General features: G+C 42.6%; 24 protein-coding genes. 18 read left to right on the top strand and 6 right to left on the bottom strand.

Going from position 1 to position 25754, the window contains the following annotated elements; genetic code table 11:
• Positions 1-44: 44 nt before the first annotated feature.
• A complete protein-coding gene (locus tag KA713_03310) occupies positions 45-455 on the top strand; it encodes an acyl-CoA thioesterase (GenBank protein ID UXE67645.1) in 411 nt (136 codons plus the stop codon).
• A gap of 49 nt (positions 456-504) precedes the next feature.
• On the opposite strand, the gene KA713_03305 is transcribed toward KA713_03310, so the two are convergent.
• A complete protein-coding gene (locus KA713_03305) occupies positions 505-1392 on the bottom strand; it encodes an NAD(P)H-binding protein (protein ID UXE67644.1) in 888 nt (295 codons plus the stop codon).
• A 270-nt stretch (positions 1393-1662) separates the two neighbouring features.
• Here KA713_03305 and KA713_03300 point away from each other — a divergent pair, with 270 nt between their 5' ends.
• The 5 genes from KA713_03300 (at position 1663) to KA713_03280 (ending at position 5112) form a co-directional block, all read left to right on the top strand.
• Positions 1663-2157, top strand: coding sequence for a DUF2911 domain-containing protein (locus tag KA713_03300; protein ID UXE67643.1), 495 nt, complete (start codon positions 1663-1665; stop codon positions 2155-2157).
• A 166-nt stretch (positions 2158-2323) separates the two neighbouring features.
• Positions 2324-2749, top strand: a complete 426-nt coding sequence (locus KA713_03295) for an ATP-dependent zinc protease (protein UXE67642.1) — start codon at positions 2324-2326, stop codon at positions 2747-2749.
• Positions 2746-3654 carry a 30S ribosomal protein S6--L-glutamate ligase gene (gene rimK, locus KA713_03290; GenBank protein ID UXE67641.1) on the top strand — a complete coding sequence of 303 codons (909 nt, stop codon included), beginning with the start codon at positions 2746-2748 and terminating at the stop codon, positions 3652-3654. Before KA713_03295 ends, rimK begins: the two co-directional genes overlap by 4 nt.
• Before the next feature lie 65 nt (positions 3655-3719).
• On the top strand, positions 3720-4085 hold the full coding sequence (locus KA713_03285; protein ID UXE67640.1) for a four helix bundle protein: 366 nt from the start codon (positions 3720-3722) through the stop codon (positions 4083-4085).
• A gap of 49 nt (positions 4086-4134) precedes the next feature.
• A complete protein-coding gene (locus KA713_03280; GenBank protein ID UXE67639.1) occupies positions 4135-5112 on the top strand; it encodes a succinylglutamate desuccinylase/aspartoacylase family protein in 978 nt (325 codons plus the stop codon).
• Here KA713_03280 and KA713_03275 read toward each other — a convergent pair whose 3' ends face one another.
• Together KA713_03275 and KA713_03270 are read right to left on the bottom strand one after the other, a co-directional pair.
• Entirely contained in the window at positions 5113-5523 is a 411-nt protein-coding gene (locus KA713_03275; GenBank protein UXE67638.1) for a hypothetical protein, read from the bottom strand. It abuts the gene before it with no gap.
• Between the two features lie 32 nt (positions 5524-5555).
• Complete coding sequence (locus KA713_03270) at positions 5556-6572, bottom strand: type IX secretion system membrane protein PorP/SprF (GenBank protein ID UXE69013.1); 1017 nt, start codon at positions 6570-6572, stop codon at positions 5556-5558.
• Positions 6573-6766: 194 nt separating this feature from the next.
• On the opposite strand from KA713_03270, the gene KA713_03265 reads away from it, so the two are divergent.
• From KA713_03265 to KA713_03220, 10 genes are all read left to right on the top strand, one after another.
• Positions 6767-12052 carry a PKD domain-containing protein gene (locus tag KA713_03265; protein ID UXE67637.1) on the top strand — a complete coding sequence of 1762 codons (5286 nt, stop codon included), beginning with the start codon at positions 6767-6769 and terminating at the stop codon, positions 12050-12052.
• Positions 12053-12082: 30 nt separating this feature from the next.
• The gene (locus KA713_03260) at positions 12083-12430 is read left to right on the top strand and encodes a hypothetical protein (GenBank protein ID UXE67636.1); all 348 of its coding nucleotides are present in this window, start codon (positions 12083-12085) and stop codon (positions 12428-12430) included.
• A gap of 97 nt (positions 12431-12527) precedes the next feature.
• Positions 12528-13073 (top strand): NUDIX hydrolase, encoded by a 546-nt coding sequence (locus KA713_03255; protein UXE67635.1) that lies wholly within the window; start codon positions 12528-12530, stop codon positions 13071-13073.
• A gap of 98 nt (positions 13074-13171) precedes the next feature.
• Entirely contained in the window at positions 13172-14140 is a 969-nt protein-coding gene (locus KA713_03250; protein ID UXE67634.1) for a threonylcarbamoyl-AMP synthase, read from the top strand.
• 163 nt (positions 14141-14303) lie between these two features.
• Complete coding sequence (locus KA713_03245; protein ID UXE67633.1) at positions 14304-15404, top strand: ATP-dependent 6-phosphofructokinase; 1101 nt, start codon at positions 14304-14306, stop codon at positions 15402-15404.
• 135 nt (positions 15405-15539) lie between these two features.
• The gene (locus KA713_03240) at positions 15540-16724 is read left to right on the top strand and encodes a phosphoglycerate kinase (protein ID UXE67632.1); all 1185 of its coding nucleotides are present in this window, start codon (positions 15540-15542) and stop codon (positions 16722-16724) included.
• Positions 16725-16773: 49 nt separating this feature from the next.
• Entirely contained in the window at positions 16774-17280 is a 507-nt protein-coding gene (locus tag KA713_03235) for a hypothetical protein (GenBank protein ID UXE67631.1), read from the top strand.
• 38 nt (positions 17281-17318) lie between these two features.
• The gene (locus KA713_03230; protein ID UXE67630.1) at positions 17319-18833 is read left to right on the top strand and encodes a M20/M25/M40 family metallo-hydrolase; all 1515 of its coding nucleotides are present in this window, start codon (positions 17319-17321) and stop codon (positions 18831-18833) included.
• Positions 18834-18900: 67 nt separating this feature from the next.
• Positions 18901-19554, top strand: a complete 654-nt coding sequence (locus KA713_03225; GenBank protein UXE67629.1) for a hypothetical protein — start codon at positions 18901-18903, stop codon at positions 19552-19554.
• Between the two features lie 174 nt (positions 19555-19728).
• On the top strand, positions 19729-20640 hold the full coding sequence (locus tag KA713_03220) for a hypothetical protein (GenBank protein UXE67628.1): 912 nt from the start codon (positions 19729-19731) through the stop codon (positions 20638-20640).
• A 490-nt stretch (positions 20641-21130) separates the two neighbouring features.
• On the opposite strand, the gene KA713_03215 is transcribed toward KA713_03220, so the two are convergent.
• Entirely contained in the window at positions 21131-22366 is a 1236-nt protein-coding gene (locus KA713_03215; protein ID UXE67627.1) for an ABC transporter permease, read from the bottom strand.
• Positions 22367-22506: 140 nt separating this feature from the next.
• Here KA713_03215 and KA713_03210 point away from each other — a divergent pair, with 140 nt between their 5' ends.
• Together KA713_03210 and KA713_03205 are read left to right on the top strand one after the other, a co-directional pair.
• Positions 22507-23763: an asparagine synthetase B gene (locus tag KA713_03210; protein UXE69012.1), complete on the top strand. Its 1257-nt coding sequence runs from the start codon at positions 22507-22509 to the stop codon at positions 23761-23763.
• A gap of 111 nt (positions 23764-23874) precedes the next feature.
• Positions 23875-24102 carry a hypothetical protein gene (locus KA713_03205; protein UXE67626.1) on the top strand — a complete coding sequence of 76 codons (228 nt, stop codon included), beginning with the start codon at positions 23875-23877 and terminating at the stop codon, positions 24100-24102.
• On the opposite strand, the gene KA713_03200 is transcribed toward KA713_03205, so the two are convergent.
• On the bottom strand, positions 24071-24841 hold the full coding sequence (locus KA713_03200; protein ID UXE67625.1) for an acyl-CoA desaturase: 771 nt from the start codon (positions 24839-24841) through the stop codon (positions 24071-24073). The genes KA713_03205 and KA713_03200 overlap by 32 nt on opposite strands.
• Before the next feature lie 106 nt (positions 24842-24947).
• Positions 24948-25562 (bottom strand): sigma-70 family RNA polymerase sigma factor, encoded by a 615-nt coding sequence (locus tag KA713_03195; protein ID UXE67624.1) that lies wholly within the window; start codon positions 25560-25562, stop codon positions 24948-24950.
• Positions 25563-25754 lie beyond the last annotated feature (192 nt).

The following is a 25754-nucleotide window of genomic DNA, read 5'->3' as shown; positions in this document are numbered from 1 at the left end:
CTACTAACTTTCGTGATAACAAGCACCAATTTACTCTAATTCCAATGACCTTATCTACTGATCCTTTTACGTTTTCGATACTCGTTCAGCCCAGCGATATAGACGAACTCAACCACGTTAACAATGTGGTGTATGTGCGTTGGGTACAAGAAGTAGCAGTCGCACATTGGAATACCATGGCTTCTGAACAATTAAAAAATGAAGTCGCTTGGATGTTGCATCGACATGAGATCGACTACAAAAACCAATCGTTTTTAGGCGATACCATTACCGGATATACATGGGTGGGCGAGGCCAAGGGGGCTACCTTCGAGCGATTTGTAAAATTAATGCGAGGTGATGTTGAGTTAACATTTTCTCGCATGGTGTGGGTGATGCTCGATGCAAAGACTTTAAAACCAAAACGGATAGATGCTCCGATGATAGAATTATTGAGAAAAAGTTATCCAAGTTAAAGTCTCTGGTCTTGAGTCACTCTGAACTCAAAACCAGAAACTAAAATACTTATCCATTGTAAGCCCCCACAAATTCTTTTGCAAAATCTTCCAGCTTCACTCTGCCAAGCACAGGTTTATTTTTCCAATAATCTTCTTGTGCTTTTCCAGAGCGTAGAGATGCTCCCAACTCTACGTAACCATTGGCAATGGTGGCAGGTAAATTAGCCTGCAACATTCCTTGCAATGATTGTTCATCGGTAAACGTAACCCACGGTGAAGGTTTGTTAGCAGCCTTGCTAAGCACTTCGGCTATTTCGTTGGGGTGACGCTCGTCACTGGCAATGTATTGGATAGAATAGCCTTTAAAATCTAACTTTGCTAAGGCATCACCGATTACATCGGCAATATCGCTGGTGTGGACCAATACCAATTTTTCATCAGTGTTTCCAAAATTGGAACCCAAAATATTCATGTTCTTCAACAAGGGCACCATGCTAAACAAGTTATAAAAGAAGTAAGAAGGGCGGAATACCTTTATGTTTGCATCTTTTGAAGCCAATAATTTCTCTTCGGCATAGCCCAATCCATCAACAGGGCCAGCGCCTTTGCGCAAATGAGCGCCAATACTGCTCAATAGTACCACATTCTTAACTTTGCTTTGGTTGACTGCTGCGATGTAATTGTCAGCAACTTTCTTTTGGTAATCTAACCAACCTCCCGTAAGCGACCAATTGGGTGGGATCATTAAATACACGGCATCCGCTCCGGCAAAGGCTTTTGATACAAACGCGGGATCTTCTACTGAACCCACAAAGGCAGTTGCGCCCAATGATTCAATTTCTTTTACACGGTCTGAATTGCTGGTGATCACCGTTACATGATGACCTGCCTCTTTTAATTTTTTAACGATTGGCTTGCTGATATGGCCGATGGAGCCGGTGATAACATAATTCATAAAATAGTTGGTTAGATTTAGTATTTAATTGTGGGGTAGTAACACCATCTTCCTTTCAAAAAGTTCTGTTACAGTAAAACATTTACAAAAAATTAACAAAGAATTCGCCCAAGCTAAAAACCAAAACGCGAATTGGGTCGTTAGAAGGAGTAGTTTACAGATTAAAGTTTTATAACGAAGTGCCTCGGAACTTAAAGTTACGATGGCACTTTGTTATATTTACAAACAATTAAAGTTTCATTCAAAACAACTAACTAATTAACTATCAACATGAAAAAACAATCTATCCTGCTATTCGCTTTAATGATTTTTAGTTTTGTCGGATTCGCCCAAAAGAGCCCACCAGCCAAGGCAACAGGAACCGCTGATGGCGTTTCTGTTACTGTCGATTACCATCAACCATCTGCAAGAGGTCGTAAAATTATGGGTGGGCTTGTCCCTTTTGGTGAAGTTTGGCGCACAGGTGCTAATGCCGTAACCAGTATTGAGTTTAGTGCAAATGCAAAGGTAGAAGGACAAGCTGTTCCAAAAGGAAAATATGGTTTGTACACAATTCCTGGGGAAACCGAATGGACAGTTATCTTGAGCAAAGAAGCTTCCGGTAGCCCATTCGATTATTCTGAAAAGAAAGATCTGCTGCGTGCAAAAGTGAAGTCTGCCAAAACAGCGAGCATGGTAGAAACCTTCACCATCAGTGTTGAAGGTAACAATGTTGTTTTGAAGTGGGAAAACACTTCCGTTTCCTTCAAAATTTCAAAAGGATAAATTCCGGGGCATTCTTTGCTAAGGGAGATTTCTTCAGGAGCGATCAGCATAAAGTCAAAGGAGTATTCTTCCAATACTAAGAATTCAGGTAAACCCTTTCTGCGAAAAACAGAAAGGGTTTTTTATTATTTGAAAATTACACTTAGTTTGAAAAACTTTTAAAGAGATGCAAATACTTGGCCGGTCGGATCGTGTGGATTTTCCCAAACTCGGGCTGCACAATATCCATGCAAAAATCGATACGGGTGCTTACACCTGTAGCTTGCATTGCTCGCGTGCAGAAGTGGTGGACGGCAAATTGGAGTTTGTGCTGCTCGATGAAGAGCATCCTGAATTCACGGGCATGAAGTTTACCTTTACCGAATTCACCAAACGAGAAATCAAAAATTCGTTTGGCGAAGCGGAGATGCGCTACGTTATCAAAACTACCATTCAACTATTCAATCGAAAAATCCGAGCAGAATTTTCGTTGAGCGATCGTGAGAAACTTCGCTTTCCCGTTTTGCTGGGAAGGCGCATTTTGCGAAACCGTTTTTTAATCGATGTGACCAAAAAAGATTTGTATTTTCAAACCAAAATCAAGCCGTCATGAACATTGCCATTCTTTCGCGCGACAGCAAGCTGTATTCCACCAAGCGATTAAAAGAAGCTGGTGAGAAGAGGGGTCACAAAGTGGAGATCATCGACCATATGAAGTGCATGCTGCTGATTGAAAAGAAGAACCCGATGGTGTGGTACAACGGTCGCAAGCTCGATTACTTTGACGCGATCATCCCACGCATTGGTGCATCGGTCACTTTTTATGGTGCAGCAGTGGTTCGGCAATTTGAAATGATGAAAGTATTTACTGCGGTAGAGTCACAAGCACTCATTCGCTCGCGCGATAAATTGAGGAGCATGCAAATACTTTCGCGCGCTGGCTTGGGTTTGCCCAAAACCATTTTCATGGATTACTCCAAAGATACCGAAGGGGTGATTGAAGCCGTGGGCGGAGCACCCGTGGTTATCAAATTATTGGAAGGTACACAAGGCTTGGGTGTGGTATTGGCCGAAAACAAAAAAGCTGCACAGTCGGTGATCGAGGCGTTTCATGGAGTGAAGGCACGAATAATTGTTCAAGAATTTATCAAAGAAGCAAAGGGTGCAGACATCCGTGCTTTTGTTGTAAATGGTGAAGTGGTAGGCGCCATGCGCAGGCAAGCGCGCGATGGCGAATTTCGCTCCAACCTCCATCGGGGTGGGCATGCTACGGTGGTGAAACTTGATCGCCATGAAAAACATGCGGCCATCATTGCGGCAAAAAAAATGGGCTTGGGTGTAGCGGGTGTAGATATGCTTCCTTCCAAACGCGGACCACTCATCATTGAAGTAAATTCTTCGCCAGGGCTAGAGGGAATTGAAGGTGCTACCAAAGTTGATATTGGCGGAAAGATTATTCAATACCTCGAAAAAAATGCCGGGAAGAACAGGATCCAGAAGGATAAGATTAACGCCTAATTGGGTATTGGGGCTTGGGTATTAGGACTTAGGTTTTGGTAGAACCAGTCAATAAAATTCGTTTTATGATTAAATCGTTAGAGGAATTTAAAATTTACAATCTATCGCTTGAGTTATCGGATGAGATTTGGAAAGCTTTATTGAAGTGGAATCATTTTGAAAAGGACACAATCGGCAAGCAGTTAGCTAGAGCAACTGATTCAATTTCAGCGAATTTATCGGAGGGATTGGGGCGTTTTCATACCAAGGAATTTATTAATTTCTGTTATTACGCAAGGGGTTCTTTGTTCGAAACCAAAACATGGTTAACAAAAGTAAAAATCAGAAACCTAATGGAAGAAACAGCTTCTGAAAAGTTACTGAATGACATCGAAGTGTTAGGTAAAATGCTCAACAGCTTCATCAATACGCTAAAGCAACCTAAGTCCTAACCCCAAGCCCCAAGCCCTAAGTCCTAAGTCCCAACACCTAATACCCAAAATGCCCAAATCCCTAGCAATAGCCGAACACGACATCCGCCCTGGCGAGTTCAAAGAAATTAATATCAACATTGCACGGCTTCCCTCGCGCACGCAGATCGATACGCCTATTTACGTATATCGCGCAGTGGAGCCCGGCCCTGTGCTTGCGCTCACTGCCGGTATGCATGGCGATGAAATCAACGGGATGGAGATTGTTAGAAGAATTATTGATACAGGTCATAATCGTGTGCTGCGAGGAACTACCGTGTGCATGCCGATTATTAACGTATATGGCTTTCTCAACTACTCACGCGAAGTGCCGGATGGCAAAGATGTCAACCGCTCCTTTCCGGGAAGTAAATTAGGATCATTGGCTTCGCGTGTGGCCTACCACCTAACGCACGACATTATCCCCAACATTGACTTTGGCATTGACTTTCACACAGGCGGTGCCATGCGCACCAACTACCCACAAGTGCGCTGCATGATGCAAGAACCCAAAAATGCAGAGCTTGCAAATGCGTTTCATGCGCCTTTCACCATTGACTCTCCGTTTCGTCCACACTCACTCCGACAAACCGCAGCGAAAAAAGGCAAAAACATTATTGTGTACGAAGGTGGCGAATTGTTGCGCATGGATCAACAAGCCATTGAAGAAGGCATTAACGGCACGTTGCGTTTGATGAAACATTTAAATATGATCGACTGGGCGCCTGAACCCAAACAAGAAAATAAAATCATTTGGAGTTCTGCCTGGGCCAGAGCACGCACGGCAGGGTTGTTTCAGCCCACGATCGCTTGTGGCGACCTCGTTCACAAAAATCAAATCATTGGCAACCTTACGGATCCGTTTGGCGAATTCAAAGAACAAATCAAATCACCCTCCACAGGTTATGTGGTTGGGCTTAACAATAATCCGGTTGTAAATGCGGGTGATGCTCTGATGCACTTGGGTATGGATGATGTGTGTAAACTTGGGGGAAGTGGGGAGGAGTGATCAACTTAACTTACTTTCAACAACCGAAAATCGTTTTGAAATTGATACCAATTCCTTCAGCATTATACCCTGATCTTCGCGCAGATCGCGTATGTCAGTTTTTATTTCTTTTATCTCAGATTGGAATTCAGAGCTCAGATTGCGTATGTCAGTTTTTATTTCTTTCATCTCAGATTGATATTCAGTCTTCATCTGCTTCATCTCTGACTGAAATTCAACTCGTATTTCATTGAACTTCAGATTAATTTCATTAAACCTTGCGGCATGCTCGTTATACTTCACGTCCTGCGCTGCAATCGCCCTACTCATAATCCCAACACTTCGATCCGTTTGCTTCATTTGATCTAAAATCTGATCTGTTTTTTGCAGATATTCAGCAAGTAGTTCAATAATTCTTTCTTCTGATTTCATAGGCATGGAAAGTTAAGCAATTTCGGTTTCATCTAAAACCACGGCACCGGACAAGGCATGATCAACTTGTCTTTTGCCGGCTTGCGCGGATCGCGCGATGACCATGAGTAAGTTAGGCTAAACTCGTGTGCCCCCCCGCTTCCAAAACCAAGTTTGGAAATCGTGTAGTCATAACTGTAGCCAATGTTCAACACATCTTTTGTGCCGCGCTTGGTAAATCCTACCAACAACACGATCGATTCGTTATTGACAATGCCATTCAAGGATTTGAAAGGCACCCCGCGGTACCACGTACCGATAATAATTGGTTCAAAGGTATAGTACAATCCCACATCCATTTGATCGAACCTGCCTTGGTGGCGATATTGAACAGTTGGTGTAAGGCTTCGCTCACGTGGCTTTTTATAAAACCCCTGCCCCATTTGTCCGGGTGCTAAGTAAAATTTCCAACCGGCATGGCCCGAGATTTTCATGGGCAAATTGTCTTTCGATCCCACCAGCGATTGATCGGGCTCGGTGATGTGATGCGCAGCAAAACCAAACCATCCTTGTGGCGAATAAAAAAGCCCCCCCATGGAAATATCAGGAAAAAATTTTGATTGACCAGTGTTCAATCCTTCCGCGGAAGCGCCAGGTATCAATCCACCCGTTTGCGGATTTAATTGATCGCCAAACACCAACCGACTAAAGTTGATGGCGCGGTTATAAACACCTACTTGAAAACCCGGACGAAAGGATAATTTTTTAGTCAAACTCAAATCGTAGGCATACTGCAAGGCAATGCTGGTAGACGACAAGCCTAACACGCCTTCCGTATCGCGGTTGATCAAAATACCCACCCCACTATTTTTACTTTCAATATAGAAATCCGCAAAAGCAGAAATGGTATTAAAGTTTGCATCGATGGCCGGCCATTGGTTGCGGTAATTGATCCCTACTCTATTTTGATTAGTAGCTCCCGCAAAGGCAGGATTTAAATACAAGGGAGCTGCGTAGAACTGAGAAAATTGTGGGTCTTGGGCAGTTGCCGAAACAATTGATATCAGCATCCATACCGCCACCCAAACCAATCGACACCTCATGAATAGAATTTTAGGCTTTTTCAAGCAAGCAAATTACGATGATTGAACACATTTAAAAAAGTATTTCACCGACAAATAGGCGGCTTTCGACTGCTTAACGATATTTTTGAACCAATCGTGTATTTTTTATACGGTAGTTACGTTGTAAATTTGAATTTGATGTGAAACCTGCAGTCAGTGAGATGTATTTTATGAGCTTTAACTTGATGCCAAACAATATTCCGTTTCTAAAAAAAGCATACCTCGTAGGTTTGGTTGCTTGGATTACTATCTCAATTCCCTCCTTCTCTCAAAATCTATCGCAACACAATTGGTACTTCGGAAATTCGCCCGATGGAATTCGCTTCAATCGCGGCACCAACCAAGCTACTACTGTGAAAGATCAATTTGTTCCTTTCGGGACGGGTGGAAGTGCTGTAGCAACCGATCCGGCCACAGCCAATCTTTTGTTTTACACCGATGGATTGCGTGTGTACGATGCCAGTCACAAACAAATGCCCAATGGCACTACTGGCTTGAGTGGAAATACGTCAGCCAATCAACCGGCCGTGATCTGCCCCGTGCCTGGGCAGCCCAACAAATATTTTATCTTTACCAATAGTGCTAATTTTACCACGGGTGGATCGATCAACAGAAGCGTAGTGGACATGTCTTTGTTTGGCAATGCAGTATTCCCTTCTCCATCTCTTGGAAATATAGAAGCGACCAATAAAAATGCTCCTGTGCCTGGATTATCCAATCGCTCAGAAGGAATGATCATTTTACCCCATGCAAATGGAACGGATTATTGGCTGATCACCCATCAAAATGGGTCATCTAATTTTACGACTACGTTGATCGATGCTGCTTCATACTCTTCTGGCACATTCAATCCGATTGTCAATAGTATAGCTGGCCCAGCAGGCGCGTTAAACCTTACTGTTTCAAACTTTTCATACAATAACAAATTGAGAAAATTGGCTGTTGCCACACAAAGCAAAAATGATTTCGCGCAAATTTTGGATTTCGATCCGGCTACGGGCAATATCACATTCGATCGTTACATTTTAAATACAGGATCGAATCTGCCCGTGGTTGGCACCGAATGGATTTACGATATTCAATGGGACATTAAAGGCGGGCAATATCTTTACATTTCGCGCAGTGGCGATGGCGTGACCAATGCGGATGTGTTGCAATACGATTATGTGAATTCGAACCCTACTATTCCCACTACTATTACTACATCGTTATACACAGCTACGTCCTCTTCTTTACCAGCCAGGAGCTACGGCCTTCAGTTGGCACCCGATTCTGCCATTTACCATATTTATCAAGCAACTGTTGGTGGCCCTTTTTTGATTGACAAATTTACGAAAACTGATACCCTTGCAGCGTTTGTTAAAATTACCCAGCCATTTGGCACAACTGATTTTGCAGGCAGGCAGTTTCCATCTTTTTTTCCGCGCAGCACCGTAACCTTAACAGCAAACTTTACCACCAGCGCTGCCCCGCGCTGCCAAAACAATCCGATTACTTTTTTTCCAACTATCACACCCAACGCAGATAGTCTGCTATGGAATTTTGGTGATGGGCAAAGTTCAAAAGCGTGGAGTCCGGTGCATAAATTCACGACACTACAACCTTCCTTCAATGTTCAACTGACTGCCTTTTACCAGGGACAGCGGGTGACTACAACACAAGCCGTAACGATAACTCCGTTTGACTTAAGAATACAATTGGTTCAAGATACCACTGCCTGTAAATCTGAATTTCCTCCGCCTAGGGGCACATCAACACCAACGCAATTTTCAGTAACAGTAAGGGTTACGCAAGGAACTGCCACTTCTTATACATGGTCCAATGGGCAAACAGGGCCTACCCTAAAACCAGATTCAGCTGGCTATTATTTTGTTGTTGTATCGAATGGTACGTGCTCAACTTACGCAGGGGTAAACGTTAAGGAATACGGACTACAAGATCAGCGAAGTAACATTTGGTACTTTGGCAACAAGGCAGGAATTGATTTTAATAAAGCGCCACCTGTAGCACTTAATAATAGCGCCATGAATGCACCAGCGGGCTGCGCCATTGTATGCGATCGAAATGGAAATACTGTTTTCTACACGGATGGAACAAACGTATACGATAAGACAAACATTTTGATCGATACCGGCATTGGCGGAGACCCGACCTCCACGCAATCATCTTTGATTGTATCGGTGCCAGGCGATGAAACGATCTATTACATTTTCACCACACAAGAAATAACCGGCACCTCGCGGTACGAATTGCGCTATTCGGTTTTTGATTTAAAGGTGGGCACGAACGGAACAGTTACACAAAAAAATATTTTGCTTTACACCAAAAGCACCGAACGAGTTACCTCTAATGGGCAATGGCTGGTAACACATGAATATGGCAACAGCACCTTCCGCACCTATCGTATCACCGCCCAAGGAATTGGTCAACCCGTTTATTCCGATATTGGATCCGTCCATTCCTTTACTTCAGCAGCCAATGGACAAGGCTATATGAAAATGGGACCGCGCAACAATTTGGCCGTTGCATTATCTACCCCCGGCACGAGCAACATTTTAGAATTATTTCAATTGAACGATACTACTGGTATGCTGCGCAATTACCGCAAGGTGGATATGAATCAACCAAATGGTCAAGTATATGGTGTTGAGTTCTCGCCCGGTGGAAGAAAATTATTTGCTACAGTAAAAGGATCTCCAGCCCCTTCCGAAATTTTTGAATACTCAATTGACTCGCTGGAGCGGGTACGCTTCAAACAAAAAGTAAGCAAGCCAAATGAATTAGGCGCGTTGCAAATTGCACCCAATGGCCAAATCTATATGGCCTATAATGACACACCCAAAAATGCCGAGCTTGGAAATTTTCAAGCAGTTGAAGACACTCTTTTACTCACGCCTCTTAATACCATCAACCCATTTGCACTGGCTGCGGGTACAAATAGTCGTTTAGGATTGCCCAACTTTGTGCAGCAACAAGGCAATGGTTTTGGCGGGCCTGGATTTACATTTGCTGGGCTTTGTATTGGAGACACCACTAAATTTAACGGCACGCCAACGGACGCAATTGATAAATTTCAATGGGCATTTGGAGATGGTGCCGGCAGCACGGTTTCTTCACCTAACCACTTGTATGCATCCGCAGGAACGTATACTGTTTCCATGCGCTTGACCAACCGATGTGGGTTGGATATCACCATTGTAAAAACAGTAATAATCAATCCTAAGCCGCCAGCACCCACCAACCCAGCCGCTATTTCATTGTGTAATGGGCCAGTAACATTAGATGCAGGACCTGCTGCTGCATATGTGTGGTCTAATGGTACAACGAATAGAACTATCACAGGGATTGTTAACCCTGGTGTGTTCACCGTGACCACTACGGATGCGAATGGATGCAAAGCCCGAGGAACATCGATTGTTGCCGATAACCGACCGAGAGTTAATCTGGGGCCGGATATAGAAGTCTGCCAAAACAGTGCAGTTGCCAATTTGGATGCGCAGAATTTAGGGTCGCTTTATGCTTGGACATTAAACTCCGTTTCTAATGGAAATTCATTTAACACACAAGCAGTCGACACTACACTGCCAGCTGTATTGACCTATGGTGTGACGGTTACAGATCCGATTACAAACTGCAGCGTTACCGAGTCAAAAACTATTACAGTAAAAGTTTCTCCGAATTTCTCTTTAACAGGCGTTAACCCCACGTGCGGCAATCCTGATGGATCGCTCACAATTACGTTAAATACCACTGTGCCTTCAAGTGGGCCGTATTCCTATTTTATCAGTGGGCCGTCATTCAATCAACAAGGTATTGATCAATCAGCCCCCACTACCGTTGGTCCACTCGCAGGCCGATTGGCCGGAACCTATTCAGGTATAGTTACGGATCAAGTATCAGGTTGCACCATCTACCAAGCATATGGATTGATTGATGCAGCCTTTACCGCTTCGGCAACATTCTCAAATTGTGATCCTTCTTTGGTAACAGTCAGCACGGCAGGGCCAACGGTTGGAGTATTGCAATACACCTTTACACCTGTTGGGCCCGGTACAGTAGTTGGCCCACAAACAAGTAATACCGCCACCTTGCCAGTGGGCGATTATTTGATTCAAGTAAGAGACAACAATGGAACAGGCTGCACGTATGTATTTCCACAAACCATTACTTCTACCGCTCCAACTCCCACCATTACTCAAAACTTATGCGCTAACCCAGCAACCTTAGTAGCCTCGGCAGCGGGTGGGGTCACTTTTAATTGGGTGCTTCCCGGTGGTGGAACAGCAACAGGTGCAACACTAAATGTTCCGCTTAATGGTTCGGGCACTTATCAGGTGAACGTAACTTTAGGAAGCGGGTGCGTGGTGTCTCAAACCGCTACCATTGTTTATACAGCACCACCTACGTCCAACTTCACACAAAGCAATGGATGTTCTACCACCGTACTCTTGTCAGCAACACCAGTGGGCAATTATACCTACCGCTGGTATCGCAACGGTGTTCTTGCTCCATTAGGAGGAAATCAAGTATCCATTGGAACGGCCGATGATGGCGCTCTCTACGCAGTAGAGGTAGTGGACGCGATAAGTGGTTGCGTTGTGAGGTCAGCCGATAAAGCGGTTCAAGTAAGTGGCCCGGTAGATGCTTCCGTAACTGCCACGCAAGCTTGTGATGATGGCGACTTTACCTTAACAGCAACCACTACTGCCTCGGGCGTAACTTATTCCTGGTTTTTCAACAATAGCACTACTCCTATTTCTGGTGCAACTAGTGCAACACTCAATCGCACCGATGCTGGGACTTATAAGGTTCGCGTGAACAAAGCAACCTGTTCTGCCGATGCCAGTATCCAAATTATCAAAGCACCACTGCCACAAGGTCAATTGGTTGATGCTGTTATAATTTGCGCAGACAGGGATAATCAGGACCCCGCCACTAATCAGGTTGACCTAAACCCCGGATCTTTTGTTACTTACAATTGGTTTAAGGATGGCCTTCCTATGGGAAACACCAGACGTGTACTGAATGTCACTAGTCCGGGTACATATAAAGTTGATCTAACAAACTCATTTGGATGTACCAATTCAGATCAGACGGAGGTATTGAACGAATGCATCCCCAAGATTGTAGGGCCAAATGCTTTCCGTCCGAACAGCAATGTTCAGTTTGGAAGCAATTCCAATAGAGAATTCTTTGTATATAGTTTTTTTGTAACGGATAATTTTGAGGTAGCCATTTTCAATCGGTGGGGGGAATTGGTTTTTGAATCGAAAGACAGAAACTTCAAATGGAATGGTGGGTATAACAATAATGGAGGCCAACCTTTACCCGGAGGAACCTATTCCTATATCATTCGTTACCAAAGTTCGTATCGCCCACAAGATGGAACGAAAGAACAGCGCGGTGGCGTAGTTCTATTACGATAATTTTTATTTATGATCAAAAATACCATCAATATGAGAAAAGCAGGTTTTATTTTCCTGATCGGACTAAGTCTGGCTTCTTTCCGAACTGTTCAACTTTTCAATACTTCGTTGACCATCACCGTGCGCGATGAAGTGGGCAATACTGTGGCTGGTGCATCTGTGAAGTTATTTGAGACCGAAGAGAACTACACCAAAGAAACCAATTCGATAGCCGAAGGCACTACCGATGCAAAAGGTGTTGCTAAGTTTAAGAAATTGAAACCTGCTGCTTATTTTGTTTTGGTGAAAAAAGATGATAAGGACAATGCGGGTGGTGGAGAGAAAATCGGTAAACTAGAAGAGGGCAAGTTTAACAAGGTGACCATTGTTATTCAGTAGTTTCGAATCGTGGGCATTAAGCAATTGACAACAGGAAAAACTCACCCTTAATTAAACGCGAACTTTGTCAACTGTCCGTTGTCAATGATTACCTCTAATGAATAGAACTCATTTAATCCAACTGCTCCACTCCTATCAAACGAGTTTTAAAGAAGAGCAAGTATTTACCCCTGAATTTATAGAACTACTCAAAAGTCCGGATGCATTTCAGCGAACGCACTTGCCAGGACATATCACGGGTTCGGTTTGGATCTTGAATACGACTCAAGACAAAGCACTTTTGGTACATCATGCCAAGCTAAACAAATGGGTGCAACCTGGTGGCCATGCAGATGGTGACGAAAATATTTTGAGCGTAGCCGTGCGGGAAGCCGAAGAAGAAACCGGGTTAACGAATTTTAAAGTCAAGGAAGGATTGTTTGATATTGACATTCATTTGATTCCAGAACGAAAAGATTTTCCGGCCCATGACCATTACGATATTCGCTTTCTATTGATAGCCGATGAGAAGCAACCGATTTTAGTAAGCGATGAATCGCACGATGTGAAATGGATTTCGCTCAACGAAATTGAGAAATTCACAAATGAAAGGTCTGTTTTGCGAATGGTAGAGAAGGTTCTATTCAAGGCGAGTAAATCGTAATTGGTAAATGGTAAGATGTAATTGGTGGTCAGTTTTCGGTAAGCAGTTCGGTGTTCAGAATCGTAAATCTAAAATCTCAAGTCTCAAATCTAATATTAGTGTCTATCATTGGTAAAGATATTCAAGAAGCAAAACGTTTGCTTGAGCAAGGCGAGTTGGTTGCTATTCCAACCGAGACTGTTTATGGCTTGGCAGGCAATGCATTGGATGGAAATACGGTTACCAAAATTTTTTCCGTTAAAGAGCGCCCTTTCTTCGACCCACTGATTGTTCATGTGCCAGATTTAAAATCGGTCGATAAATGGGTGACCCACATTCCTGCGAAAGCAAAAAAGTTAGCAGAAGCATTTTGGCCTGGGCCGTTGACGTTGTTGCTTCCGCGGAAAAGTGTCATACCAGATATTGTAACGGCTGGCTTGGAAACAGTGGGCATACGCTGCCCCAAAAATGAGTTGACCCAGCAACTTTTGCGGTCGATTGATTTTCCGTTGGCTGCGCCCAGTGCAAATCCTTTTGGATACGTAAGCCCTACCAATCCCCATCATGTAAATGAACAGCTAGGGAATAAAATAAATTATATAGTAGATGGTGGTGAATGCCAAGTGGGTATTGAGTCAACCATTGTTGGTTTTGAAAACGACTCGCCAGTGGTATTTCGCTTGGGTGGATTAAGCATTGAAGATATTGAAAGAGTGGCTGGCAAAGTGGATATACAATTGAATTCATCTTCCAACCCCAAGGCACCGGGGCAGTTGAGGAGTCATTACGCGCCAAGAAAAAAATTACTAGTAGGCAGTTTAACGGAACTACTCAGCCATTATGGAAATCAGGTGTCGGTTGTCGCTTACAAAAACCCGTTGAGAGAAGTTGAACTGAGTAACCAACGTATCCTTTCACCCAAAGGAAAATTGGAGGAGGCAGCCCAAAATCTTTTTTCTGCTTTGCGGGAATTGGACAAGTTAGCACCACCGATCATCATTGCAGAAGAAGTTCCGAATGTCGGTATTGGCCGTGCAATTAATGATAGATTGTACAGAGCTGCTGCTCAAGAAGGCAATCGGCAGTAAGCATTCGGCAGTTTGGTCAGGTAACCTACCAACCCAGCATCTCCAATCGACCACTTTTCTTCCAAACTCTACAACTTCCAACTATCAACTGCCTTCTTTTTTCACGGTCCGTCATTGCCCACTCCCTAGTTTTCGCTTACTTTAAGATTCTAAAATTGAAAAAATGGAGAAGTTGAAAAAGTTACTCGTATTGACGGGTGGTGGTGATTGCCCAGGACTGAATGCTGTAATTAGAGGCATTGCCAAGCGCGCCCGAAAAGAAAAGAACTGGGAGATTTATGGGAGCAAAGAAGCTTTCAACGGAGTGTTTAGCGAGCCGCCCGAGATTATCAAATTGACCCGCGCGAAAACGGCTGGCATACATGTGCGCGGTGGCACCATTTTAAAAACGACCAACAAGGGCAACCCTACCAATTACCCAGTGCAACAAGCAGATGGCACGGTAAAGTTTATTGACCGAACCGATGAACTTATCAAACGCATCAAGTCGTTGGGCTTTGATGCCGTGATTAACATTGGTGGAGATGGCTCTCAAAAAATATCGCAAGCTCTTTTCAAAAAAGGGTTGAACATCATTGGTGTACCCAAAACAATTGATAATGATTTATCGGCAACGGACATGACGTTTGGTTTTCAAACGGCTGTGCAAATTGCAACCGATAGTTTTGATAAGCTAGTGACTACTGCTGAAAGTCACGACCGCGTGATGATTATGGAAGTGATGGGGCGTGATGCGGGATGGATTGCACTTCACACCGCCATTGCCGGTGGTGCCGAAATTTGTTTGATTCCCGAAATTCCTTATAATATCCATAAGTTAGTAAAACGAATTCAGTCTCGCTATAAAAATGGACACGGTTTTGTGAACATCGTTATCTCAGAAGGAGCGAAACCAAAAGATGGAACAATTACGGCTTCGCAAGGTTCAAAAGGTTCGGAACATGTGCGCTTGGGCGGGGTGGCCTTTCAACTTTCCAAGCAACTGAAAGAGGCGGGCTGCACAGCCGAAATTCGCGAGACGGTGCTTGGGCATGTTCAACGCGGTGGAAGCCCTACTGCATTCGATAGAGTACTGGCCACCTTATTTGGTGTGAAAGCCGTTGAGTTGTTGCTCGAAGGAAAATTTGGGCAAATGGTAACGTTAAAAAACAACAACATTTCGTCTGTAACACTCGAAGAGGCAACGGAAAATTATAATTTTGTTTCAAAAAATGGTTACTTGGTAAAGGCGGCCAAAGGATTGGGAATTAGTTTTGGGGACTAAGCCATTTTGAAAATAAGTTAATTTGAAAATTTGAAAATAGACCGCTTCCAAATGATGAACCATCGATCTATCAAAGCACCCAATATCCTAACACACCAATTTCCTAAGTTCTGACTTCTAAATCTTCACAAGCAAATGAAAACTATTGATCAACTCAACTTCACCAACAAGCGTGCACTTATCCGTGTAGACTTTAACGTTCCACTCGATAAAACTTTTAGTGTAACAGACGACAATCGGATTCGTGCTACCATCCCTACTCTTCAGAAAATCTTAAAAGATGGTGGTAGTTGCGTGCTGATGTCACACTTAGGCCGACCAAAGGATGGTCCTGAAGAAAAGTATTCACTAAAACATACAATAAAGACGATTGAGCAACTGTTAGGGATACCGGTAAAATTCGCTTCTGATTGCATTAGCGAAGAAGCTTTTAAACTTTCAGCGGCATTGAAGCCAGGCGAAGTTTTGCTATTGGAAAATCTGCGTTTCTATAAAGAAGAAGAAAAAGGTGATTTAACGTTTGCCGAAAAACTTTCGAAGCATGGCGATGTGTATGTAAACGATGCGTTTGGCACAGCCCACCGCGCCCACGCCTCCACCACCATTGTGGCACAATTCTTCAAAGACAAAGCAGCGGGTTACGTAATGGCTGCAGAATTGGAAAATGCAGAAAAAGTATTGGGTAATGCGGTAAAGCCTTTTACGGCCATCATGGGCGGAGCAAAAATCTCCGACAAGATTTTGATCATTGAAAAGCTATTGGATAAAGTTGACCATTTGATAATTGGTGGCGGCATGGCGTATACATTTTTTAAAGCCCTTGGCGGAAGCATTGGCAACTCGCTTGTAGAAGCTGATAAATTGGATTTAGCAAAAGAGCTGATTCAAAAAGCAAAAGCAAAAGGTGTGGAACTTCATTTGCCAATCGACTCTGTGTTGGCTGATAAATTTGATGCAAACGCAAATACCCAAATTGGAAATAACAACTCCATTGGCGATGGTTGGATGGGATTAGACATTGGTCCGCAAGCGCGGGAAGTGTTTAGCAAAGTGGTTGAGCAATCAAAAACCATTTTGTGGAACGGCCCGATGGGAGTTTTTGAAATGCAAAATTTTGAGGGCGGTACAAAAGCAATTGCTGAAGCCGTGGTGCGCGCAACGGCCAACGGGGCGTTTAGCTTGATAGGCGGTGGCGATTCGGCCGCAGCCGTGGCGCAATTTGGTTTCGAGGATAAGGTGAGCTATGTATCTACTGGTGGTGGCGCATTGCTTGAATATTTTGAAGGAAAGGTTTTGCCCGGGGTAAAGGCATTGGATTAGGGCTTAGGGATCTAAGCCCAATACCTAAACTCAACTCAAAAATTATATAATGAAAAAAACTGCTGTCTACTCACTTCTATTTTTAAGTATTAATTGCTTTTCTCAAACAAAAGACTACTCAAAAGATGTAAAATCTGTGGATGCCATCATAGCTGCGCTATATGATGTTATTTCGGGAGAGCCAAATTCTCCTCGAGATTGGGAGCGATTTAGGTATTTGTTTAAACAAGAAGCGCGACTGATCCCCACACGAAAGGATGACAAGGGCGAATTAACAATCAAAGCTCTTAGCCCAGATGAATATGTACAGTTGTTTCAATCGCGAATACCCATGGGTTTCTTCGAAAAAGAACTATCGCGCAAAACAGAATCGTATGGCACGGTAACACATGTGTTCAGTACCTATGAGACCAAAGAGAAAAAAGATGGCCCCGTCACCAACCGAGGCATCAATAGCGTTCAGCTATTTAAAGATCAAGACCGTTATTACATTGTTACCATTTTTTGGTGTGCGGAAAGCATGGGGTTTGCTTTACAAGAAAAGTATTTGAAGTAACAAGTTGAGCCCAGCAATACAAATTTTTACCTTTTAGTATGAAGAAATTCTTTCTCTTGTTGTGTGTATTAATGTCTTTTCAACTCTTTGCCCAAAAATCGAAAAACTCTAATCTCGATAAAATTGCAGAACAGTTTGCGAAGAAGTCATTTCAAGAATTTTATGAATTGCATAGTCTTCGCAACGATGCCCACTTCCACAAGGACATCGAAAAAAATGTGCAGTGGTGCGAAGCCGCTTTTGCAAAACGTGGCTTCACTACCCAACGGCTAAAAACAGAAACAGTGCCTCTACTGTTGGCTGAACGAAAAGTAGCCAATCCAAAAAAGACCGTCTTGATTTATCTTCAAATCGATGGACAACCTGTTGACTCTGCCAAGTGGGAGCAAGAAAGCCCGTGGAAGCCCACCTTGAAAGAGAAAAATGCAGAAGGTAAATGGATAGCTCTTCCCTTTGAAAAATTACAAGGTGAATTGAATCGCGATTGGCGAATCTTTGTACGCTCTGCCTCTGATGCCAAAGGACCTGCCATGGCCTACTTAGCATCATTGGATGCACTAAAAGAATTAAAAGGTGAGCCAAACTTCAACATGAAAGTAATCATGGATTTTGAAGAAGAGTTGGGCTCCCCTCACCTGCCTTTGGCTGTTTCGCAATACAAAAAAGAATTGGCAGCCGACATGCTCATCATCTTTGATGGCCCACGGCATGTGAGCAACCAACCGACACTTTCCTTTGGCGCGCGTGGCATTTGTGAAATTACGTTGACTGTTTTTGGTCCGCGCAATCCGGCCCACAGCGGCAACTACGGAAATTATACGCCTAACCCCGCCATGCGGTTAGCACAACTGTTGGCGGGCATGAAAGACAATGATGGTCGTGTTACCTTGCCGGGATTTTACGATGGTGTGGTATTGACAGATACCGAGAAGAAAACCCTGCGGCAAGTGCCCGACAATGAAAATGAAATCAAGAAATTCTTGGGCATTGCTGAGCCTGATAAGATTGGTGAAAATTTTCAGGAAGCGATGCAATACCCAACATTGAATATTCGAGGACTCAATGCACTGTATGTAGGCGACCAAGCACGAACACTCATTCCTGCCAAAGCCGTTGCCGAAATTGACATTCGTTTAGTGCCCAGCAGTGATCCCAAAAGGCTAATCGAACTAGTACGCAAACAGGTGGAAGCTCAAGGCTACTACATCATGGATCGTGAACCAACGGAGGAAGAGAGACTGAAATATCCCCGTATTGCTTCTTTTCATTCCAGCATTTCGTATTTGGCATTTCAAACTCCTTTTGATTCGGATTGTGGCAAATGGTTGAGCAAAGCAATGTACACTGCTTTTGGTAAAGAGCCCATCAAAATAAGAACCACGGGCGGCAGCATTCCGATTTCTCCTTTTGTAATTACATTGGGAATACCAGCTGTGGCGGTACCCACCGTTAATGCCGACAACAACCAACATGCCGAAAATGAAAACATCCGTGTGGGTAATTATGTAGATGCGGTGAAGACTTTTTTGGCGATTATGATGGAGAAAATATGAGAGGGCTAATTATCTCATTTCTTCTGGTCTGAGCGGATATCTCCGCTATAAGTTCACCGGAAGTAATTTGTATATCTCCAACAATCCTATCGACCGAGGTGATTTTCAACCTATCATATACACTAAAAACGGATTTGAATTTTTGCACGGGGCTTTTACACTACAAAGTTTCGAAGCTCAAGTGCATGGTAAAGACTCTTTAGAAATTACCACCACCACTGATTCAGGTTTAATTTTACGTTACAGTTTTATCAATCAATTTCATTTCAAGGATAATGGAGACCAAAATCCGGCAAGAAGGATTTACAGGTTTAAAGTAGTCGTTTTCGACAAAGCTTCTGTTTTCGATAAGTTAAAACAGGTGCCTTCATACAAGTCGAACCTGACAAACGATATTTTACTCTCAACAAAAAAGACACTCAACAGTTTTTTAGCCCCACCTTGGTTCAAACGGCACGAAGGGGAAAGTTTTGGCACCTACTTTAATTCCGAGTTTAGCCTAAAGTCAGCATACAATGTCGATAGTGTTGACAATTGCCTAACGATTGACTTCAACATAAACCACCATGGCTTGTCCGATTTGCGAATAGTGAACCGAGTAAATTATGAAGTCAGCAGTCATATTTTTTTGATATTAAAAAGGAGCAAAAGCTATGGAAACTTCCCAAGGAAAGAGATCTCCCGCCCATTGTTCCTGTTCGGTTGGAGTTTGAGATTATAGCAGGTGAAAGGAATATTAATGCTGTTAGCCCAAAGCATTGACAATGACTCGTTAATGCCGACAACAACCAACATGCGGAAAACGAAACTTACGCGTGGGTAATTACGTAGACGCAGTAAAGACTTTTTTGGCGATTATGTTAGCGAAAATCCAATCAACATTTAATTCTCAAGTATGAGGACTTTAAATCTTTTGATTCTCTTTTTTTGCCATTCACTATTTGCGAATCTCTATGCCAAGGAAGGGATAAAGGAAAAGCTTAGAGGAGAATGGCTTTGTACAAAAATTACAGACAGTCATAACAATCGAATATACGACAACGGCTATTTACGATTCACTTTCGTAAAAAATAGTCTTTTCATTTCTGCTGCCCCTTTTGAAAATGGGATGTACTATAGAGTTAAGTATAAAAACCAAAGTTTTGAAGCAAATAATGGAAGCCATGAGTTTCAAGAGTTTTTTATAAACAAATGTTCAGCTGATAGTATCTCCCTAACCACTCAGCCTAAACCTGGCATTGTGATAAACTATTATTTTGTAAATCAAAAACTGTTTAACACAGATTCTATTGGGGACAATGAAAGGCGCGTTTACAATATGGCAATTGTTATTTTTGATAAGAATCCTGCATTTTCAAAGTTGGCGAAGCATAACAAATTTCAATCGCCAGCTTCGCATGGGCTTGTATATCTAATACCCAAAACAGACAATAGCTATTTACAAAGTGCTGTGTTCAATAAATTACCATTTTGCGGCTTTGCTGAATATTTTAATTATTATTTTAAGACAAATTGGGCGAATGGCATTGATAGTTTAGATAATGAACTAATACTCGATTTAGATATCGGAAATCAAACGATTGAAAATATCAAAGTCGTGAACAAGGTAACTTTTGAATTAAGCGGAAATGTCTTTGGTATCCTTAAATATTCGCAACGCTTTTGGCGTTTGCCAGAAAAAATGAAGATGGGTTCCTTTGTAAAAGTAAGATTTGCATTTAAGGTGATTCAAGGAAAGCAAATACCAAGGCCACCTGCAGCCCTACACAGATCAGACCAGCATATTCCTATTGAAATCATTAACTAATACAACGATCAAAATTGCTCGTTAATACTTAATCGCAACTCATTCAAAATCATAGCGGTTGCTCCCCACACCACTTCGCCATCAATCAAGAAATGAGGGGTCAGCATTAAAAGTTGGGGAGTAAGTCTTATCAAACCATATCTAAACATTTAAAAATCCAATTGTAATAATAGTGATGCTGGAATGTGGGTAACTCCCACACAGTCAAACCTTTGAAAGAGCCAAAAACCAATCTGTGGAGTTATCCACATTTCAATATCAACCCATTTTTATAAAAGCTCGTTAGTGAATGTGATCCGAAATGAGGAGCTAGCATAGGGTACATTTTAGCCGCTATTATTTCTTTCGTGTGGATGGCATCTTCTGCAATCAAATCGTAAAGATCACCTTCTAAAATTTTCTCCACCTCACTTGCCTGCTTAACAAAAAAAACTACTAGCCAAGTAGTCGCTTGTACGGTTTTATATTGTCCTAAAATCTTTCCTGCTTACTACTCAAATCGCAACGACTCGATAGGATCCAATCGAGAGGCTTTGCTTGCCGGATACCATCCCGATAGAAGACCAACACCCACGCAGATCATCATACCAACCAACATCCAAAGCCACGGCACCACAAATGCACTTATGCCAATTAATTTTGCGAGCAGATTGCCCACCAAAATCCCCAATACCACACCGGCCACTCCACCAATCATACACACCACAATGGCTTCAATAACAAATTGCTGACGGATGCGCACAGGCGTTGCGCCCAAAGCCTTGCGGACACCTACTTCTCGGGTGCGTTCCGTTACAGAAACGAGCATGATGTTCATCAATGCAATAGAGGCTCCCAACAAAGTAATAAACCCAACACCAAATCCACCAATCCGTAAGGCACTGGTAATCGATTCTAGTTCTTGTGCCAGCGTCTCACTTTTTTCAATATCAAATGAGTTTTCATTTCCCACTTCATCCCTTCTGATTTTGCGCATGGTGCCAGTTGCCTCGCCCATCGCATAATCCATCATTTCTGGATCTTGAATGCCAACTGTCAAGCGGTAGTTTAATCCTTGGCCAGATGCCATTTGGTTTGCTACCTTTATCGGGATGAGTACCATGTTATCAAAATTATTTTCTGACAACTCCCCTTTCTCTTTCATTACACCAATCACTTTAAACTGAGTTCCCTTAAAGGAAATTACTGTACCCACTGGATTTTTTTTGTTGGTATAAAGAGTTTGAGCCAGCTTACTTCCGAGAATAGCCACCTTCGAACCATTTTGAATTTCAAATCGAGCGAAGTTTCGACCATCATTAAGATTTAATCCTTTGATTGCCATGTAATCTTCATTCACACCCGTGACATTCACATTCGGATTTGTTTTTTCAGATCCGTGTTTGATTTCTGCCAAAATGGTAAGCCGCGCTGAAAGGCTTATGCTTGCTGGCACAGGAAAGTCTTTTATGAATGCAAGTGCTTGGTTAAACAATAAAGGTGAATATACTTTTTGCTTAACGCCATCTTGGTTCGAGCCCCTGTTAAACTTCGAAGATATATCAAACGAATTAGCGCCCAAGGACGAAAGGCTATCGGAAACCGAATACTCGATACCGTCAATAGCCGTAAGAATTCCAACGAGGGAGGTAATGCCAATTGCAATAATGCATGCCGTAAGCACCGACCGTAGCATGTTCGCTTTCACCGATCGAAGACCTTCTTTAAAGTTTTCAGCTAAATTCATTGAATTGGGTGGTATTTATTAATTATTAATTGTTGGCAGATTTTATTCGTTAAAGAGATGGCAAAATTATACTTTTAACATTCAAAATTGATAGACTAGGTATCTTATCCTTTTGTTACACAATTATGCGGGTTTTAACGGTGAGGGGCTTGATTTTGTTTTCGTTTCTTTTGGTGGCTAGGGTTGGCCTGGCCAATTACCTGTTTATACCCATGGACGAAAAGCAAGGCAATCACTTAAAAGCCTATGGCATTGCCTATTGGGTATTGAAGTTAGATTCAGAAGTGGATTGGCTGCTCAACTATCGGGGTGGCAGTTTCATGTTTAAATACCATCCAAAAATTCAAAACGAATTGGTGGTGCGCGGTGTGAGTTACGAGGTGATTTCCGATGCCCAGGCCAATTCCATCATTACTGAAATTGCGAGTCCCGCTGCAAATTACGATATCATGAAGTTGGAGAAGTATCCGCGCATAGCCGTGTACTCACCCAAATCAAAACAACCGTGGGACGATGCCGTTACCTTGGTGCTTTCGTATGCTGAAATCCCTTACACTGTAATTTTTGATGACGAAGTTTTGGATGGAGACTTGGCGAAATACGATTGGCTTCATCTGCATCATGAAGATTTTACTGGGCAATACGGAAAATTTTATGGCAACTATGCGAATATGCCTTGGTACATCGATCAGGTGAAAGAAGCAGAAAGCACTGCACGAAAATTTGGTTTCAACAAAGTATCGCAGTTAAAGCTGGCAGTGAGCAAGCGCATCAAAGAATTTGTGGTGAGTGGCGGATTTTTGTTTGCCATGTGTTCCGCTACCGATTCGTTTGACATTGCATTGGCTGCCGAAGGAGTAGACATCTGTGAGCGCATGTACGATGGCGACCCAGCCGACCCACAGGCGCAAGAAAAACTGAACTTCTCCAATACTTTTGCCTTCACTGATTTTCGCGTTTCGCGCGATCCTTACCAATACGAATTTTCGGATATCGATAACAATGCCCCTGAGCGCGGTCTCCGCCAAGACAATGATTATTTCAACTTATTTCAATTTTCGGCCAAGTGGGATCCCATCCCTTCCATGCTTACACAAAACCACAGTCGCGTGATAAAAGGTTTTTATGGACAGACCACAGGCTTTAAGAAACAATTGATCAAGACTGACGTCACCATCATGGGCGAAAACAAAGACATCAGAGAAGCCAAATATTTACACGGTGTATTGGGCAAAGGTTTTTGGACTTTCTATGGTGGCCACGACCCCGAAGACTATCAGCATACGGTGGGCGAAGAGCCAACCGATTTAGCATTGCACCCAAACTCCCCCGGCTATCGGTTGATATTGAATAATATCTTATTTCCGGCCGCGAAAAAGAAGAAACAAAAAACTTGATGACGATGGATCGAATGGTATTGGTTATGGTTGTGTTGTAGGGCTGTTCGTGTAAGTTTTGGTCAGCCGGGCTTCAAGGACTTTGTAGTTGAAGAGGCCACAAAAAAAGGATTGGATTGGATACTACTGAAAGATGGTTACAGCGCTACTGCTAATGGCCCTTGGCAGACAGCCTTCACGGGTAACCAAGCGGGCAGACCTGCCGCCATGCAGATAGATCAATCAACATCAAATCGAAGTTTGCCACAAATGACATTAAAAAAAAATCCACTTTCGTGGATTTTTTTTATTAAAACCAACAAATCGGTTAAGCCGCCTTTCTCACTCGTTCAAAGCTAACCTGCTTTTGTTCTACCAATCGTACAATTTTCAACTTATCAAGAATACGAATAACAATATAAGTAGGATCCAACTCATGCCAACGAATGCCACCAAAGTTAGCACGTGAACCATACTTGTGGTGGTTGTTGTGATAACTTTCGCCCATCATCAATACATCCACTGGCAAAAAATTTCGAGAGGTATCGCCTACTTCAAAATTGCGGTAACCATACTTGTGTGCAAACCAGTTGATGATCGCTCCATGTATTGGGCTGAACAACCATTGCATCGGCAACAATAACCACAACCACCAAACCGTAGCAAACTGCCAATAGAAAGCAAAGTAGACGGTTCCCCAAAATAATCTAGATGGCCAGCTACGAGCAAATTTGTCAAACGAATCCCAACGTGGAACACCTTCAGTAAAGCGAGCTTCCGGTACTTCTTTACCACTCGCAATGGCTGAGTAAATCGTTTTAGTTTTCCACATCATGTTCCAAATTGTTTCATCGTATTTGGGTGAATGTGGATCGTTTTCGGTATCGGCAAAGGCGTGGTGCATACGATGCATCACTCCATAACCAAATGGGCTCAAATAATTAGAGCCTTGGAAAAGCCAGGTCAGTACAAAGAAAACTTTTTCGGTTGTCTTGCTCATGGTAAATGCCTTGTGTGCAGCATACCGATGCAAGAAAAAAGTTTGGAAAAAGAGAGAGAGATACCAATGCGCCACAAAAAAAATAAGTACTTCTTTCATTTGTTAAGTTAGGTTTATAGACAAAAAATACGATTTTAAGCCTAGTTAAGGCCATTAACTGTAAGACAACCCATACTTAGTTTTGTGACAAAAAACCTAAAAAAAATTACTTTTTAGAGCTAAACGCCTCGGAAATGTCGTGTCTGAGGTGCTGTATGAACTCGTTGGCGTTATCGATAGTACAAGCATTTTTAAAGCTGTCAAACAAATGAGAGGTTTCGGGCAAGTTGGGTGTAAAAGAAGTATCGTTCAATTTTTTCTTAGCACGGCAAAACAACTGTCGGCAATGGTCGGCCTTTTTATCTAACACTTTTTGAATGGCATCGTAATCAAAATTGAAAACTTCTTTGAGCAAATAGGTGGCGCGTTCCAAAGGCTCTAACTTGCTCTGAATCACTTTAAAAGCGGTCGCCAACTCTTTTTCAAAATCGATATGGGCAAAATCAGATTCTTTGAATTTTACCACCAGCTCCGACAGCATAATCGAATCCCAATACTCTTCTTTTTTCTTCTTTAATGAATTAAGATGGTTGAGGCAATTATTGGTAACGGCTTTTATCAAATAGGCTTTTGTGTTTTGAATCTTGCTGTGGTCGATGCTCAACCATTTAACAAAAGTGTCTTGCACAATGTCTTCTGCGTCAGCTTTGCAGCGAAGCAAGTTATAAGCAATGTTGTGCAACATCGGCTGGTAGAGAACAATGGCTTGTGATTGATTCAAAATCCTTTAAAATAAACTGGTATAAAGATAGGGCTAATTTATGGGTTTATCGAATTTTTTTTTGCTAGGGTGGAAATACTTTGGTATTGCTAGCTTGGCTGAACTTAAAACTCTTATCACCAAAAGGGGTCACTTATTTGCAATTTCTACCAAATGCTCAAGACACTATTGGCTATTGATAATTTTTTATGA

It is taken from the genome of Chryseotalea sp. WA131a (assembly GCA_025370075.1).
Taxonomy (GTDB): Bacteria; Bacteroidota; Bacteroidia; order Cytophagales; family Cyclobacteriaceae; genus ELB16-189.
Note: the sequence above shows the minus strand (reverse complement) of the source record. Positions and strands in the feature narration are given on the sequence as shown.

Coding starts and splice junctions, on each gene's coding strand:
- KA713_03235 (UXE67631.1), top strand. CDS start 16,774: ATGAAAAAAACTGCTGTCTACTCACTTCTATTTTTAAGTATTAATTGC.
- KA713_03230 (UXE67630.1), top strand. CDS start 17,319: ATGAAGAAATTCTTTCTCTTGTTGTGTGTATTAATGTCTTTTCAACTC.
- KA713_03245 (UXE67633.1), top strand. CDS start 14,304: ATGGAGAAGTTGAAAAAGTTACTCGTATTGACGGGTGGTGGTGATTGC.
- KA713_03260 (UXE67636.1), top strand. CDS start 12,083: ATGAGAAAAGCAGGTTTTATTTTCCTGATCGGACTAAGTCTGGCTTCT.
- KA713_03220 (UXE67628.1), top strand. CDS start 19,729: ATGAGGACTTTAAATCTTTTGATTCTCTTTTTTTGCCATTCACTATTT.
- KA713_03285 (UXE67640.1), top strand. CDS start 3,720: ATGATTAAATCGTTAGAGGAATTTAAAATTTACAATCTATCGCTTGAG.
- KA713_03280 (UXE67639.1), top strand. CDS start 4,135: ATGCCCAAATCCCTAGCAATAGCCGAACACGACATCCGCCCTGGCGAG.
- KA713_03200 (UXE67625.1), bottom strand. CDS start 24,841: ATGAAAGAAGTACTTATTTTTTTTGTGGCGCATTGGTATCTCTCTCTC.
- KA713_03295 (UXE67642.1), top strand. CDS start 2,324: ATGCAAATACTTGGCCGGTCGGATCGTGTGGATTTTCCCAAACTCGGG.
- KA713_03305 (UXE67644.1), bottom strand. CDS start 1,392: ATGAATTATGTTATCACCGGCTCCATCGGCCATATCAGCAAGCCAATC.
- KA713_03300 (UXE67643.1), top strand. CDS start 1,663: ATGAAAAAACAATCTATCCTGCTATTCGCTTTAATGATTTTTAGTTTT.
- KA713_03270 (UXE69013.1), bottom strand. CDS start 6,572: ATGCTGATATCAATTGTTTCGGCAACTGCCCAAGACCCACAATTTTCT.
- KA713_03255 (UXE67635.1), top strand. CDS start 12,528: ATGAATAGAACTCATTTAATCCAACTGCTCCACTCCTATCAAACGAGT.
- KA713_03310 (UXE67645.1), top strand. CDS start 45: ATGACCTTATCTACTGATCCTTTTACGTTTTCGATACTCGTTCAGCCC.
- rimK (UXE67641.1), top strand. CDS start 2,746: ATGAACATTGCCATTCTTTCGCGCGACAGCAAGCTGTATTCCACCAAG.
- KA713_03275 (UXE67638.1), bottom strand. CDS start 5,523: ATGAAATCAGAAGAAAGAATTATTGAACTACTTGCTGAATATCTGCAA.
- KA713_03240 (UXE67632.1), top strand. CDS start 15,540: ATGAAAACTATTGATCAACTCAACTTCACCAACAAGCGTGCACTTATC.
- KA713_03215 (UXE67627.1), bottom strand. CDS start 22,366: ATGAATTTAGCTGAAAACTTTAAAGAAGGTCTTCGATCGGTGAAAGCG.